The organism is Brucella sp. IR073 (genome assembly GCF_049065735.1).
Taxonomy (GTDB): domain Bacteria; phylum Pseudomonadota; class Alphaproteobacteria; order Rhizobiales; family Rhizobiaceae; genus Paramesorhizobium.
In genome coordinates, this window is sequence record NZ_JBAKHD010000005.1 from 66,070 (window position 1) to 79,962 (window position 13,893).

Consider the following 13,893-nt stretch of genomic DNA (forward strand, 5'->3'; position numbering starts at 1 on the left):
TAAATGCAACAAATTGTGCGCCCGCACGTTCAATCATTCTTCCGCCACATGTGTGGCCCATAGCCCACCGGCTCGTTCGAACAGAATCGAAAAAATGGACGGGCCACGAAGTACTTGAAGGAGTTACAGGGAAATGAAGAAGATTGTTGCCGCAGCGCTTGCCGCTCTTCCGGTTCTGGCATTCGGCGGAACCGCCCTTGCGGCCGATATGGTTCGCGAAGCGCCGATCCAGCAGGTGCCTGACCAGCGCGATGGCGTTCGCATCGGTTATCTCGATTGCCACGTTGCCGGCGGTGTCGGCTATGTGCTGGGTTCGGCGAAAGAGATGGATTGCGTCTTCAAGTCGACTATGGGTGGGGCCGAGCCGCTCGACCATTATAACGGTGTTATCCGTAAAATGGGCGTAGATCTCGGCTTTACGACCGAAGGGCGCATCATCTGGGCTGTTTTCGCACCGACCGCCGGCTATCACCACGGCTCGCTCGCCGGCCTCTATCAGGGTCTGAGCGTGCAGGCGACTGTCGGCCTCGGCGTCGGAGTGAATGTGCTTACCGGTGGTACCGCCGGCTCCATCCAGCTGCAGACGGTGAGCGTGGAGGGCCTCAAGGGCCTGAACGCTGCGGCCACGGGCACTTCCGTGACGCTGACCCCTGCCGTGGCGCCCGCAGGCTAAGCTTCAGGCCACAAAAAGCCCCTCCCTACGGAAGCCAAGGGAGGGGCTTTGAACGTGCTGCTCGCGTGCCTGAAGACCCAAGGTACGAATTCCGGATATCCCTGCGAGCGCCGGTTTCTTATTTTTCACGCATATTTTATCCCGTTTCGGTCCCGCCGCAGTGGGCGAGGTGGTCGAGTATCCGGGAAGGCAAGAGCAGGATAAGCCGAACGGGATATCCTGCCCTCTCGTTTCCACATGCGCGGCTTAGAAATCGCGGCCAGGGGAATATCAGGCGGCCTTCTTGCGCGGCTTTACCACTTCCGCCTTGGCTTTGCGCCCCAGCCCCATCTGCTTGGCAAGGTTCGAGCGGGTCGCGGCATAGTTGGGCGCGACCATCGGGTAGTCGGCGGGGAGATCCCACTTTGCGCGGTATTCTTCGGGCGTCATTCCGTAATGGGTCATCAAGTGGCGCTTGAGCGACTTGAACTTCTTACCGTCTTCCAGGCAGATGATGTAGTCATCAGTCACGGACTTCTTGACCGGCACCGCGGGCGTGGGCTTTTCAGCGGGCAGTACAGGCGCTTCCATTATCAGGCCGGAAAGCGAGGCATGGATCTCCGCGATCAGGGCTGGCAGGTCGTTCGCCGCAACCGGATTGTTGGCCACATAGGCCGTGACGATCTCGGCGGTGAACTCGATGATTTCGCTCTGGTTCTTTTCTTCCAACATTTTAGGCTCCTCTAGAATCATTATTGTTTTGTGGCATGCGAGTAATAGTTTTCAGCAGTCCGCGCAACGGGGCAAGAGGAATGTTCCCAGTGTTCTTATCAGCCAGTAAACGCGAATCTGCTATCCCTAGTGGTAATACGGAAATCTGGCCCTTTATATGGCTTTATGAGCAATTCCACCGCAGTAAAAACGATAAATGCGGTATACGCATGGTTTAAGCCTGACGCGATCCAGCATTTCCATTTGAGCCGGCCATTTCTGAATTCTCCGCGCGTAAACAAAACAGATGAAATGCAGTGGCCTCACAGAATGAAATAGGTAGAGCTTGGTGCAGCTGCAATCGCTAAATTAAAAAAGATTCATGTGCGCCTGGCGGTAGAAAAGGGCGCCGGGATGGCGGGGCTTGGGCACCCTTGCCTCAGCCCCGCCCAAGAGAGCCGATCATTGCGTCGCGGCGGTGACCGGAGCGGTGAGACAGGCTGTGAGGCGGGCAGGCGTACGGCCGATGATAGCGCCGAGGGCCGCGGAATTCTCCGTATTCGCCACATAGCTCAGATAATCGCGATCATTGGTGCCGAACTCCGCTATGCCGCAGGAGGAGGCCATCGTGGTTTCGGCCTGTTTCCAGAGCGTGGCGATGATTTTCGCGGTCTTTGGTTGGTTCAGCCCTTGCCATGTTTCGGGATGGTTCTTTCGCGCTTCGTCCGCATAAGCCGTCACGAATGCCATCATCGCCGCGAGGCCGTCGCGATGATCGGGCCGGTTGTCGCCGGTGTGAACGGATGTGAGCCGGACAGCAGAGTTCAGATCATGGCTGAAGGCATTGAGCTCATCCAGGAGAAACATGAAATTATCCGCCGACGATGCCGCGCCCGGCTTCAGATAGGTTTCGATGAAGAGCGGATCCTGGAACCGCCTCTCCATCTGGCCGGCGATTTCCTGCGGCGCGAAGAAGCTCTCGGTTTCATGCGGGCGGGGAAGGCTGGCGCCGCCGATAAGCGGATAAGCATCCCGCTCCTCCGTCAGCGTATGCACGGATTCATGGACTGCCGTCGCAAGATCGAGCTGCACGTCCTGACAGGTGATCCATGTCGTGAACTGATCCTTGTCCTGCATTGCCCGGTATATCGCATAGCCCTCGGGAGATAGCTTCTGAAGGCCGCGAAGAGCCGCCGGGCGGCAGTCAGTATTCGACGCGGCGGCGGCCGCCTCGGAAAGACCAAACAGGCTCAGAAGAACCGCACCCACTCTTATCGTCGCTCTCATATTTTCGTTCCTTATAATATTTAGAATTTTAGGAAGATAAAGAAAGAATGCATATGAATTTGTCTGGATAGTGGCCAAGTAAATCAATAGCAAATCATAAAATACTTAGAAACTTAGTAAAAATTATCAGTAATATTTTAAAGTAGAATAGTGGTGTTTTGGATTTCCTTTGTACATTCGTAAGTATTATCGACTAGATTTCGCTGCGTTAGGTCTTTTCAGTAGGGGGAAACTGAGGGCTTAGTTCTGTGATGTGTATCTTGTGTAACTCTAGGAGACAGAGTCATGATGAAGTCCTTCAAGAATCTCTTTGCTGTTGCCGCTCTGGCAAGTGCTTCGATGGTAGCCATCACGGTTGCCGCGGAAGCGCAGGAAGCAAGGAGAAATATCCCCACGACCAAGGTCGAGACGACCTATCGTGAGGGGAATGTCAAGCGCCAGGTGCGCAATGTCACACGCTATCGTGATGTTGAGCGTCCTCGCGTCGTGACGCATACCAAGCGCATTGTGAACGTGACGCGCGTGCAGCCCGTCACGCGGGTCAATACGGTGACGCGCGTTCATAACAAGACCGCGGTCATCCGTGAGAACCGTTATGGCAGCCGGACAGAGGTTCTGCCGACCCGCCATATCCGCACCTCGAAGACGATCGTGAACCGCGCCCATGTGGCTCCGACGTCCGAGACGGTCTATCGTTACAAGACCGTCCGCAACGTCAAGAACATGACCCGCTATCGCGACGTCAACAACACGCGCTATGTGCGTCACGTCAACCGGATCGTCCGGGTTGACCGCGTGCAGCCGGTTGTTCGCGAGAACGTCGTGACGCGCATTCATGAGCGTCCGCGGGTCGTGACCCGCAACCAGTACGTCCATCGCACAGAGGTACTGCCGGAGCGCCGCATCCACACTTCCAAGACGGTCCGTCTCAATGGCGGCACCGAATATCGCGGTGCCAAGCGCCTCTACAACGACACGGACTACGAGACCGACTACTAAGAGCCGCGCTTACCGGCGCTCTTACAAGACGGCGGGCTGCCATCGGGGCCCGCCGTTTTGTATGCGCATATCGGCCGCCGGATCGGATCGATATCCTGCGGTTCGCGCCCTGAAAGTTTTTCTGTCTGTCGAAGGGAAGGGAAGGGAAGAGGCCCGACCTGGATGATGGTTGCGGGTGGGGGTCGGGCCTCAGCGCCGATGGAACATCCGGCGTGCAATTTGTGCGATAAAAACAGGGTAAGTCGCAACCCTAATAAATGGGGAGGAATTTATGCTAATTAAGCTAAAATTGATGATATCGGTTAAGTCTTTCATTTTTAACGGAAAATCGAAGAATTTCTTCGCAAGAAGTTGTGGCGGACGAGAGCCTATTGGGAGAAATTTGGTGTTCGGATATTGGTGGGTATCGGTGGTCCCAGAGAATCTCGGCGAATCTCGGATTGATTCGGCGTCGGAACTGGAACTTTCGTGCTGCTCAGGAAGGGCAGCTCGTGGTTTGATGGAGCTGCGGGCCACCATTCGGCACCGTTGTTATAGCGGAAATGTCGAGGCATGGATTCCTGTGACAAGCACAGGAATGACGGGTGGAGATTTACTCGATTGATTAATACCGTTTGAGCCAAACGGAGCGATTGGGAGATTAGCGGCCAACTGCAAAGCAATCGTCATTCCTGTGCTTGTCACAGGAATCCATGCCTCTCCGGTGACGTTGCCGCAACGATGCAGATCACGGACCGGGCTGCACATATGAAATGCCAATTGATATCCCCCGCCTTGCTGGTGGGGAATTGCGCTCGCCTCGCCTCGCCTCAACTTCTTACGAGATATCGAGGCGGCCATGGAAGGCTGTCCTATGCAGGCAGCCATCCATTATATAGCGACAGGAAACCTTCTTTCCTGCTCCACCCGATTGCTCTCGCTATCGGCTGCGGCGAAAGCGAGGGCTTCTACGTCCCGATAGCCGAGATTGAACAGCCGCATGACCTCGCGGGCCAACCGGTCGGCCTTCCAGCTGTCGTCGGGGCCGTGATCCAGGATTGCGGCGGCCCTATGGTAGGCTGTCTGCATGATGCGCCAGTCTTCGCCGCTATATGCGGACCCAGGACCTGGATATTCACCCCTAATAGGCATGTGATTCTCCGTTTAGCTTTACCAGGCTACGAAATAAGCCCAAATGACGGGAGTGCCTAGGGCGGGAAGTGTGGGCTGGTCGGGTAACGGAGTCAAACCCTTTAAAATATCGTAAATAATTCAGTGTGTTAGAATTGTCATATGATTTCAATCGCTTGCGTCAGCGCTAATGTGCGAAGCGCTGGGCAGGCGGCGCCGGGTGATCTGTCACCCGGCTGCGCAAGCGAATTTTGTGCGACAAATCAGCGCTTGGCCGTTTCGAGCTCAGCTGAATCGCGCCGCAGATATTCCTGCGTGATGCCATCGGTATGATCGGCGAGCCATTCGGCCATGGCCTCTTCCTCACGGCAGATTTCTTCGCAGACCCGTGCGGTGGTCATGTCGCCCGCAGCTTTGGCCGCAGCAACCAGAATGCGATAGGAGGCGATTTCCATGTGCTCGAACGTATAGCTCGCCAGCGTGCCCTTTACGACTTCATCGCCGGCCACGACGCCACCCAGGCCCTGCATCATTGCCGTCAGCTTGCCGGCGGCGTCCTTGATGGTGGAGGTGGAGGAGCCGCGCTGCTCGATGCAGCGGGCGATCCGGTCGCGCTGGGATTTCGTCTCGGCCAGATGCTGCTCGATGCGAGCGCGCAACTGCGGGTAATTCTCCAAGCGGCTCGCCTGTGCGCTCAGCATCTGCTCCGCCTGTTCTTCCATGGCGTGCGCGTCACGCAGCCATTGGTTTACCCATTCGTCCATGTTCGACATGTCTCAAATCTCCTTTCCAATACACCCACCCGGTTAACCGCCGAGGGCGCGTATTGTTCCGGAGGATTATTGAGGGAAAGCGAGGCTGCGAAATGGCGGATTCTCCGCCTGAGATATAGACCAAAGTATAATTGGGTTTTAGGTTCGGCGGGCTGTGATTTTCCCCAGCGTGTCTGCTATCAAGAAAGCTTCTCTATTTATGCTTCGCTTCGCTTTGAGCGTTTCTCTATTGCAGAAAATTTAAACGAGCACGCCACGCAGTTCGTTCACAACGAGACAGATCACGACGAACAGGAAGGCGTAGCTCAGCCAGAGCAAAACATCCTTCAAGCCGCGATCGTTTGCGTTGTTCATGGGGTCCCCCTAAAAGTTGCGAGAGATAAATAGTACTATAGTTAAGGAGTCAATAGGTTTTCCGCTATCCAGCGTTGAGCGGCGATATTTGCAGTGGATACAGTGTCCAAATCTCATCGCCAAGCTTATTCCAGTTCTTTTGCATATCAGTGTAGGGCGCGATTGAGTCAAGGCAAGATATTTCGTCTTAAGTCTCTGTTTTATCCGCATGATCTTGTGTCAAAGCTTTTGCAACTTGCGGCATGGTGAGCCCGGTGCCGCGGCATTTTAGCGCTTGACGTTTGTAACGTTATTACATTACGAAAAGCCCGTTCGGCTTCGCTCGTCTTGACGAGGGCCTCACGGCCCCTTTAAGAATCGCGGGTGACGGTTCCCCGAAGGATGACTCTCAGGGGATTAATAGGGAACACGGTGCGGACGACCCAATCGGGACCAAGACCGTGGCTGCCCCCGCAACTGTAGGCGGATTGCCGAACGTCCTTGTGGCGTCTCCTCTAGGAGGCGCCATGCCACTGCCGGTCCGGTGACGGATGGCGGGAAGGCAGATGTGAGGCAGATATCCGCGAGCCAGGAGACCTGCCGTCAAATCAAATGTCCATTTTCGCGGGCGGGGTTGCCCGGAGAGGAAAACAATCATGCCAGACATCACTCACCGGTGCGTCCGGGGAGGGGCCTTCGTCATAACAGCCGCCCTTTGGCTGATGGCCGACGCCTCATCCGGCCTTGCCGCCGGGCGGACGAAATACCCGCTGACCCTGCAGAATTGCGGCGTCAGCATCACCTTCGGCAAGGCGCCGCAGCGGGCGGTCACCATCGGCCAGAACTCGACGGAGATCCTGCTTTCGCTCGGGCTTGCCGACAGAATCGCGGGCACATCCTGGTGGTTCGGTCCGGTTCTCAAGCAGTTCGAAAGCGAGAATGCGAAGATCAAGCGGCTTGCCGATGGCAGCCCCAGCTTCGAGACGGTCGTGGCCCAGGAGCCGGATCTCGTCGCGGTCCAGTTCGAATCCGATATCGCGCCGCAATCCGATGCCGGAGCGCGCGGGCAATACGCAGACCTTGGCATCCCCACCTACATCTCGCCCGCCGATTGCGTGAAGGACTATTCAGTCAGCAATAGCGGCGATGGGGTCCGCAAGGCGCCGTTCACGATGGAACTGGTCTATCAGGAGATTCAGGAACTTGCCGAGATATTCGACGTGCAGGAGCGCGGCGAGAGGCTCGTCGGCGAATTGAAAAAGCGCGAGGCGGGTGCGCTGGCTTCGGTTGCGGCGAGCAAAGTCGAGGGACTGCCGGTCGTATTCTGGTATTCCAGCAAGCAATTGAAGGACGATGCTTTCGTGGCGGGCAGAATGGGCGCGCCCGCCTATATATTGCGAGCATTTGGTGCGCGGAATGTAATCGACAGCGACGAAGACTGGCCGCTCGTCGGTTGGGAGACGATCGCCGGCAAGAACCCCGCCGTGATTGTGGTCGCAGAAATGGGGCGCCGCCGCCGCGCCGCCGATGATCCGGCGGAGAAGATCAAATTTCTGAAAACCGATCCCGTCACCAGCCAGCTGGAAGCGGTCAAGGCCCGGCGCTTCGTCGTGATGAACGCACAGTCGATGGACACCACGATCCGCACGATTGACGGAATTGAGGCGCTGGCGGACGGGCTCCGGCAATTCGGGCTGACAAACTGAGCGTCTGCTTCATCAAGATTTCATTTCAGGAAAACCATGCGAAACCTTATTTCCAATCAAGCCGCTTTTGCCGTTACGGCTATATTCGGCATCGTTGCGGGCCTTTGCACAGCGGAAGCCGCCGGGCAGACGCAATACCCGCTGACGCTGCAGAATTGCGGTACTTCGGTCACTTTCGACAAGCCGCCGCAGCGGGCGGTGGCCATCGGGCAGAACTCGACGGAAATCCTGCTTTCGCTCGGGCTGGCCGACAAGATCGTCGGCACAGCGGTCTGGGTCGGGCCGGTGCTGAAGCCTTTTGAAGCCGAGAACGCCAAGATCAAGCGGCTGGCCGACAACAGCCCGAGCTTCGAATCCGTCGTGGCGCAGGAGCCGGACCTTGTCGCCGCGCAGTTCGAGTGGGATGTCGGCCCGCAGGGAGCGGTCGGCACGCGCCGGCAATTCGCGGACCTCGGCATTCCCACCTATATCTCGCCCGCCGATTGCGTGGCCAAGGACAATTCCGGCGGCGGGGACGGGGTGCGCAAGCAGCCGTTCACGATGGACCTCGTCTATCAGGAGATCAGGGAATTAGCGGAAATCTTCGATGTGCAGGAGCGTGGCGAGACCTTGGTGGCGGAACTGAAGAAGCGCGAGGCGGATGCCATTGCCTCGGTCGCGGGCGAGAAGGCAGTGGGCGTGCCCGTCGTCTTCTGGTTCTCCAGCAAGGATGTGAAGGGCGATGCTTTTGTGGCGGGCAAGAACGGTGCGCCCGCCTATATGCTGCGGGCGCTTGGCGCGACAAACATCATCGACACCGATGAGGAATGGCCGCTGGTGAGCTGGGAGACCATCGCCGCGAAGAACCCGGCGGTGATCGTTATCGGCGAAATGACCCGCCGCCGCTATGCGGCTGATGACCCCAAGGTGAAGGTCGATTTCCTTGAAACCGATCCGGTCGTGAGCCAGCTCGAGGCGGTTAAAAGCAAGCATTTCGTGATGATGGATGCGCAGGCGATGAACCCGACCATCCGCACCATAGATGGCATCGAGGCGCTGGCAGCGGGGATCAAGACGTTCGGGTTGGTGAAGTGATACATTTTAAATGGAAACGGCAGCGGGACAGTACCCCCCTCTGTCCTGCCGGACATCTCCCCCTCATGGGGGGAGATTGGCTGACACGACGCTCCGCCCCCATTTTGCAGCGGCTGCGATTGGCACCGCGTATCCATGAAGGCGTAATCTCCCCCCTTGAGGGGGAGATGCCCGTCAGGGTAGAGGGGGGTGTGCCTCGCGCTTCTCTTAAAACCGAAACCACCCTCATTCTCTTCGCCCTCGTCTCCATTCTGGCACTGCTCCTCTCCATCGCCATGGCTGTCTCCGTCGGCGAAATGGCGATCCCGCTCACGACCACCTTCAAGGCCGTCGCCAACCGGCTCATCGGGGCGGATTTCGCGGTGAGCGGTATTCAGGCGGGTATCATCTGGGATTATCGGATGAGCCGGGCGCTGGTGGCGGCTTCGTGCGGGGCGGCGCTGGCGCTTTCGGGCGTCATCCTGCAGGCGCTGCTGCGCAATCCGCTGGCGGAGCCTTATGTGCTCGGCATTTCGGCGGGCGCATCGACAGGAGCGGTGGCGGTGATGATCCTGGGGCTCGGTTACGGGGTGCTGACGCTTTCGAGCGGGGCGTTCATCGGGGCGATCATTGCCTTTCTGCTGGTTTCGGTTCTGGCGGCAGGCTCCGGCGGGAGCCGTGAGCGGATCATCCTCGCCGGGGTGGCGGGGTCGCAGCTCTTCAATGCGCTGACCTCCTATATCGTCACCACGTCAGCCAATGCGGAGCAGGCGCGGGGCGTGATGTTCTGGCTGCTCGGCAGCCTTGGCGGCGTCCGCTGGCCGGATGTGTATCTCGCTGCGCCGGTGGCGCTTGGCGGCTTTGCCGTCTGCCTCTTTTATGCCCGCGCGCTCGACGCCTTCACGTTCGGCACCGATGCGGCGTCGACGCTGGGCGTGCCGGTTGCGCGGGTGCGGGTCGTGCTCATCGGTCTCACTTCGCTGATGACGGCGGCGATGGTCAGCATTGTCGGCTCCATCGGCTTTGTCGGGCTGGTCATTCCCCATGCCGCGCGGTTCATCGTCGGACCGGGGCATTTGCGGCTCATTCCGGCCTCGGCCATGGCGGGGGCGATCTTCATGGTGCTGGCGGATATCGTTTCGCGGATCATCATTCCGCAGCAGGTCCTGCCCATCGGCGTGGTGACAGCGCTGTTCGGCGCGCCGGCATTTGCATTCATTCTTTATCGGGCGAGGAGGGCGGTATGAGCATATCCGTCAAGGCCGCATGCTGGGCGGCGTCGGGCAAGACCATCGTTGACGATGTCACGCTTCATATCGAGCCGGGACAGATGCTGGGCCTGCTCGGGCCGAACGGCTCGGGCAAATCGAGCCTGTTGCGGCTGATCTGCGGCCTCAGGCGCGTGGACAGCGGCGTGATCACGCTGGGCGGGGACGGGGTGGGCGACCTGTCCCGCGCGGCGCTTTCGCGCCGGATCGCGCTGGTGGAGCAGCAGGCGGCGACGGATGCGCCTGTCAGTGTCGAGGATGTGGTGCGGCTTGGGCGCACGCCGCATCGCGGGCCGCTCACGCCATGGACGGCCCGGGATGAGGAAGCGGTCACGCATGCGCTCGCCAGCGTCGGCATGGCACACAAGCGCGCGCAATCCTGGCACACGCTCTCGGGCGGCGAGCGCCAGCGCGTCCATATTGCGAGGGCGCTGGCGCAGACGCCGACGGAACTCATTCTCGACGAGCCGACGAATCATCTGGACATCCAGCACCAATTGGAGATCCTGTCGCTGGTCTCAAAACTGCCGGTGACGAGCGTGGTGGCGCTGCACGATTTGAACCTCGCCGCCATGTTCTGCGACCGGATCGCCGTTCTCCAGCATGGCCGGGTCGTGGCGGCTGGCGCGCCGGAGGCGGTGCTGACGCAGGACCTTGTCGCGGAGGTTTTCGGCGTGAAAGCCTTCATCGATCGCTCGCCGCATCATGGACGGCTGCATATTCATTATCTCGGGGCGCATGGAGCGTAATATGGACGTGATAATCTACCACAATCCCGCCTGCGGCACGTCGCGCAACGTGCTTGCCATGATCCGCAATGCCGGGATCGAGCCTGATGTGATCGAATATCTGAAGACGCCGCCCAGCCGGGAGGAACTCAAGGCTATGATCGCCAGGGCCGGCCTGAGCGTGCACGAGGCGATCCGGCAGAAGGGCACGCCCTATGCCGAGCTCGGGCTGGACGATCCCGCCCTTGATGATGAGCAATTGCTCGACGCGATGCTGGAGCATCCGATCCTGATCAACCGCCCGTTTGTGGTTACCCCGCTTGGTGTCCAGCTGTGCAGGCCGTCGGAGTTGGTGCTCGACATTCTGCCGCTTCCGCAGCAGGGGGCGTTTACGAAGGAGGATGGGGAGAGGGTGGTGGATGAGAAGGGGAAGAGAGTCGGTTAAACTCCCGCCTTCCGCGACGGCGGCGCCACATCTCCCGGCCCGAGCGCGCGCTGCGCTAGCACCGTGTCGAGCCAACGGCCATGCTTCCAGCCGACCGATTTCAGCGTGCCGATGATCTCAAAGCCCAAGCTTTCGTGCAGGCGAATGGAGGCGGTGTTGGCGGAATCGCCGATGACGGCGACCATCTGGCGGAAACCGCGCTCTTCCGCCTGTTCGATCACCTCGATCATCAGCGCCTTGCCGATGCCGCGGCCATAAAAATCCTCGTGCACATAGACCGAGTTCTCCACCGTGTCGTCATAGGCCGGACGCGCCCGGTGTGGTCCCGCATAGGCATAGCCCGCGATTTTGCCGCCGATAATCGCGACGACGTATGGAAAGCCGCCTGCGACGAGCGTTTCGCGGCGTCTCGCCATCTCCGCTTCGGATGGCGGCTCAAGCTCGAAACTTGCCGTGCCAGTGCGCACCGCATGGGCATAGATGGCTGTGATTTCGGGAATATCGGCTGTCTGACAGTCGCGCAGGGTCAGTTCATCGGCAATGGGGAAAGCAGGCAAGGAACGGCTCCATGGGGAATGACGCTATGATGATGCGTCTTCCGCTCAATTAAGCTCCATTCCCACCTGCGCGCAAGCAGCCATATTACGTAGAGAGAATGCGTCCCTTCCGGTTCCACAGCCGCACGGCGCTGAGCTTGTCGGAGAAGAAGGCGCCGGTATCGACATTTATGCGGCGTCCCACCGGCCCCGCCGCTTCCACCGGCGTATGGCCGTGGACGACCCAGCGGTCGAGGAGGTGGGCATTGGCGAAGAAATCCTCGCGGATGGTGACGAGATCCTCCTCCGTCTGCTCTCCCGGCGGAGTGCCTGGGCGGATGCCGGCATGGGCGAAGACGAAGAAGCCGGAATCAATCATGATCGGCAGGGAGCGCAGGAACTCCACATGGCTTTCCGGTATGGCGGACTGGATGGCCTCGTTCAGCTTCTTCGCCGTGCGATGGGTCTTCTTCAACTGGTCGACGTCGATGCCATAGGAGAAAAGCGTGGCGGCCGCGCCGAGCTTCAGCCAGTCCTTCAGCGGCAATTGCCCGTCGAGATAATCCAGCATCGCCATCTCATGATTGCCCATGAGGCAGATGCGGTAAAAGCCATCCGGCGGCGGGCCGATCAGATGCTCGATCACTTCCGCTGGGGCAGGGCCGCGATCGATGTAATCGCCGAGCATGATAATGAGCTTCGGATCGGGCAGGCGGCTCGCATCGGCCGCGATGATGCGCTCCAGCGCCAGGAGCTGGTCATAGCAGCCATGCACATCGCCGATGGCGTAAACGGCGATGTTCGAAATATCCAGCGTCAGCCTCTGCCGGGCCGGCCTCTGCGGGGCCTTGGCCAGCCCCAACGACCGAAAAATATTCATCAGCAACCTTCCCCGCTCGCCTAAGTCATTTGAAGTTTAAGCGAGTATAATGCCGGTGGAAAGAGGAATATTTTGCGTTTTACTATGCTGCCTGCTTAATACTCTCTCCAAGCATCGAAACCATCATGTCGATCTCATCGCGCTCGACAATCAAGGGCGGTGAGAGGGCAATGATGTCGCCGGTAACGCGAATGAGCAAGCCTTTATTAAAGCAATCGGTGAAAACGTCATAGGCGCGGCTACCCGGTGCGCCGTCGCGGGAGGCAAGCTCGATGCCGGCGACGAGGCCGATGGTGCGGATGTCGATGATGTGCGGCAGGCCTTTCAAGGAATGGATCGCGTCCTGCCAGTGGCCGGCCATTTCCGCGCCGCGAGTGAGGAGGCCCTCTTCCTCATAGATTTCGAGCGTCGCCAGGCCGGCCGCGCAAGCGACGGGGTGGCCGGAATAGGTATAGCCATGGAAAAGCTCGATCTGGCTTTCCGGTCCCTGCATCAGCGCATCGTGGACCTTGCGGCTGGCAAAGACCGCGCCCATGGGGATCGCGCCATTGGTCAATCCCTTGGCCGTGGTAACGAGGTCGGGCACGACGCCGAAATAATCGACCGCGAAGGGCGCACCGAGACGCCCAAAGCCGGTGATGACTTCATCGAAGATCAGGAGGATACCGTGCTTGTCGGCAATGGCGCGCAAGCGCTCCAGATAGTTTTGCGGAGGGAGCAGGACGCCCGTGGAACCCGCGACGGGCTCGACGATGACCGCGGCGATGGTCTCCGCGCCGTGGAGGGCGACGAGGCGCTCCAGATCGTCGGCCAGTTCCGCACCATGGCCGGGAAGGCCCTTGACGAAGCTGTTGCGCGCGGGATCGTGGGTGTGGCGCAGATGGTCCGTGCCGGGGAGGGTCGGGAAGACGCGGCGGTTGTTGACGAGCCCGCCCACCGAAATGCCGCCGAAACCGACGCCGTGATAGCCACGCTCACGACCGATGACGCGGGTGCGCGTTCCCTGGCCGACGGCGCGCTGATAGGCGATGGCGATCTTTAGCGCGGTATCGACGGATTCCGAGCCCGAGCCGGTGAAGAACACCCGGTCGAGCTTCGCACCTTCGCCGCCCGGTGCTTTTTCCGCCAGCTTCTCTGCGAATTCGAAGGCGATGGGGTGCCCCATCTGGAAGGAGGGGGCGTAGTCCATGGTGGTGAGCTGACGCTCCACCGCCTGCGCGATGCGTTTGCGGCCATGGCCGGCATTGACGCACCAGAGGCCGGATGTGCCGTCGAGAACCTTGTTGCCGTCCATATCGGTGTAATACATGCCTTCGGCGGAGGCGAGTAGACGCGGCGCGGCCTTGAACTGCCGGTTGGCGGTAAAGGGCATCCAGTAGTTTTCAAGGCTGGGGGTATTCCGCATGGTGGTC

General features: G+C 59.4%; 14 protein-coding genes and 1 riboswitch. Of the genes, 7 read left to right on the forward strand and 7 right to left on the reverse strand.

The features are described 5' to 3' along the window. The first annotated feature begins 133 nt into the window (after positions 1–133). Positions 134–673, forward strand: a complete 540-nt coding sequence (locus ACOWVG_RS12225; RefSeq protein WP_420962488.1) for a DUF992 domain-containing protein — start codon at positions 134–136, stop codon at positions 671–673. A 270-nt stretch (positions 674–943) separates the two neighbouring features. On the opposite strand, the gene ACOWVG_RS12230 is transcribed toward ACOWVG_RS12225, so the two are convergent. Then, on the reverse strand, positions 944–1,384 hold the full coding sequence (locus ACOWVG_RS12230) for a MucR family transcriptional regulator (protein WP_420962489.1): 441 nt from the start codon (positions 1,382–1,384) through the stop codon (positions 944–946). Between the two features lie 441 nt (positions 1,385–1,825). Further along, a complete protein-coding gene (locus ACOWVG_RS12235) occupies positions 1,826–2,650 on the reverse strand; it encodes a hypothetical protein (protein WP_420962490.1) in 825 nt (274 codons plus the stop codon). A gap of 285 nt (positions 2,651–2,935) precedes the next feature. Here ACOWVG_RS12235 and ACOWVG_RS12240 point away from each other — a divergent pair, with 285 nt between their 5' ends. Next, positions 2,936–3,649 carry a hypothetical protein gene (locus ACOWVG_RS12240; RefSeq protein ID WP_420962491.1) on the forward strand — a complete coding sequence of 238 codons (714 nt, stop codon included), beginning with the start codon at positions 2,936–2,938 and terminating at the stop codon, positions 3,647–3,649. Between the two features lie 870 nt (positions 3,650–4,519). On the opposite strand, the gene ACOWVG_RS12245 is transcribed toward ACOWVG_RS12240, so the two are convergent. Together ACOWVG_RS12245 and ACOWVG_RS12250 are read right to left on the reverse strand one after the other, a co-directional pair. Further along, a complete protein-coding gene (locus ACOWVG_RS12245) occupies positions 4,520–4,717 on the reverse strand; it encodes a hypothetical protein (RefSeq protein WP_420962493.1) in 198 nt (65 codons plus the stop codon). Between the two features lie 305 nt (positions 4,718–5,022). Further along, the gene (locus tag ACOWVG_RS12250) at positions 5,023–5,532 is read right to left on the reverse strand and encodes a ferritin-like domain-containing protein (protein ID WP_420962494.1); all 510 of its coding nucleotides are present in this window, start codon (positions 5,530–5,532) and stop codon (positions 5,023–5,025) included. A 704-nt stretch (positions 5,533–6,236) separates the two neighbouring features. Then, positions 6,237–6,485: riboswitch (cobalamin riboswitch) on the forward strand. Between the two features lie 36 nt (positions 6,486–6,521). On the opposite strand from ACOWVG_RS12250, the gene ACOWVG_RS12255 reads away from it, so the two are divergent. From ACOWVG_RS12255 to arsC, 5 genes are all read left to right on the forward strand, one after another. Beyond that, on the forward strand, positions 6,522–7,571 hold the full coding sequence (locus tag ACOWVG_RS12255) for an ABC transporter substrate-binding protein (RefSeq protein ID WP_420962495.1): 1,050 nt from the start codon (positions 6,522–6,524) through the stop codon (positions 7,569–7,571). A gap of 36 nt (positions 7,572–7,607) precedes the next feature. Continuing rightward, a complete protein-coding gene (locus ACOWVG_RS12260; protein ID WP_420962496.1) occupies positions 7,608–8,645 on the forward strand; it encodes an ABC transporter substrate-binding protein in 1,038 nt (345 codons plus the stop codon). A gap of 167 nt (positions 8,646–8,812) precedes the next feature. Then, positions 8,813–9,871 (forward strand): FecCD family ABC transporter permease, encoded by a 1,059-nt coding sequence (locus ACOWVG_RS12265; protein ID WP_420962497.1) that lies wholly within the window; start codon positions 8,813–8,815, stop codon positions 9,869–9,871. Continuing rightward, entirely contained in the window at positions 9,868–10,641 is a 774-nt protein-coding gene (locus ACOWVG_RS12270) for an ABC transporter ATP-binding protein (protein WP_420962498.1), read from the forward strand. The genes ACOWVG_RS12265 and ACOWVG_RS12270 overlap by 4 nt, the downstream gene beginning before the upstream one ends. 1 nt (position 10,642) lies before the next feature. Beyond that, positions 10,643–11,065, forward strand: a complete 423-nt coding sequence (gene arsC / locus ACOWVG_RS12275) for an arsenate reductase (glutaredoxin) (RefSeq protein WP_420962500.1) — start codon at positions 10,643–10,645, stop codon at positions 11,063–11,065. Here arsC and ACOWVG_RS12280 read toward each other — a convergent pair. The 3 genes from ACOWVG_RS12280 to ACOWVG_RS12290 all read right to left on the reverse strand — a co-directional run bounded on the left by ACOWVG_RS12280 (position 11,062) and on the right by ACOWVG_RS12290 (position 13,886). Beyond that, positions 11,062–11,622: a GNAT family N-acetyltransferase gene (locus ACOWVG_RS12280; RefSeq protein WP_420962501.1), complete on the reverse strand. Its 561-nt coding sequence runs from the start codon at positions 11,620–11,622 to the stop codon at positions 11,062–11,064. The two genes, arsC and ACOWVG_RS12280, sit on opposite strands and share 4 nt — an antisense overlap. Before the next feature lie 85 nt (positions 11,623–11,707). Continuing rightward, a complete protein-coding gene (locus ACOWVG_RS12285; RefSeq protein WP_420962502.1) occupies positions 11,708–12,481 on the reverse strand; it encodes a metallophosphoesterase in 774 nt (257 codons plus the stop codon). A gap of 82 nt (positions 12,482–12,563) precedes the next feature. After that, positions 12,564–13,886 (reverse strand): aspartate aminotransferase family protein, encoded by a 1,323-nt coding sequence (locus ACOWVG_RS12290; RefSeq protein ID WP_420962504.1) that lies wholly within the window; start codon positions 13,884–13,886, stop codon positions 12,564–12,566. Between the last annotated feature and the right edge of the window lie 7 nt (positions 13,887–13,893).

Coding starts and splice junctions, on each gene's coding strand:
- ACOWVG_RS12290 (WP_420962504.1), bottom strand. CDS start 13,886: ATGCGGAATACCCCCAGCCTTGAAAACTACTGGATGCCCTTTACCGCC.
- ACOWVG_RS12260 (WP_420962496.1), top strand. CDS start 7,608: ATGCGAAACCTTATTTCCAATCAAGCCGCTTTTGCCGTTACGGCTATA.
- ACOWVG_RS12250 (WP_420962494.1), bottom strand. CDS start 5,532: ATGTCGAACATGGACGAATGGGTAAACCAATGGCTGCGTGACGCGCAC.
- ACOWVG_RS12240 (WP_420962491.1), top strand. CDS start 2,936: ATGATGAAGTCCTTCAAGAATCTCTTTGCTGTTGCCGCTCTGGCAAGT.
- ACOWVG_RS12255 (WP_420962495.1), top strand. CDS start 6,522: ATGCCAGACATCACTCACCGGTGCGTCCGGGGAGGGGCCTTCGTCATA.
- arsC (WP_420962500.1), top strand. CDS start 10,643: ATGGACGTGATAATCTACCACAATCCCGCCTGCGGCACGTCGCGCAAC.
- ACOWVG_RS12235 (WP_420962490.1), bottom strand. CDS start 2,650: ATGAGAGCGACGATAAGAGTGGGTGCGGTTCTTCTGAGCCTGTTTGGT.
- ACOWVG_RS12265 (WP_420962497.1), top strand. CDS start 8,813: ATGCCCGTCAGGGTAGAGGGGGGTGTGCCTCGCGCTTCTCTTAAAACC.
- ACOWVG_RS12225 (WP_420962488.1), top strand. CDS start 134: ATGAAGAAGATTGTTGCCGCAGCGCTTGCCGCTCTTCCGGTTCTGGCA.
- ACOWVG_RS12285 (WP_420962502.1), bottom strand. CDS start 12,481: ATGAATATTTTTCGGTCGTTGGGGCTGGCCAAGGCCCCGCAGAGGCCG.
- ACOWVG_RS12245 (WP_420962493.1), bottom strand. CDS start 4,717: ATGCAGACAGCCTACCATAGGGCCGCCGCAATCCTGGATCACGGCCCC.
- ACOWVG_RS12270 (WP_420962498.1), top strand. CDS start 9,868: ATGAGCATATCCGTCAAGGCCGCATGCTGGGCGGCGTCGGGCAAGACC.
- ACOWVG_RS12230 (WP_420962489.1), bottom strand. CDS start 1,384: ATGTTGGAAGAAAAGAACCAGAGCGAAATCATCGAGTTCACCGCCGAG.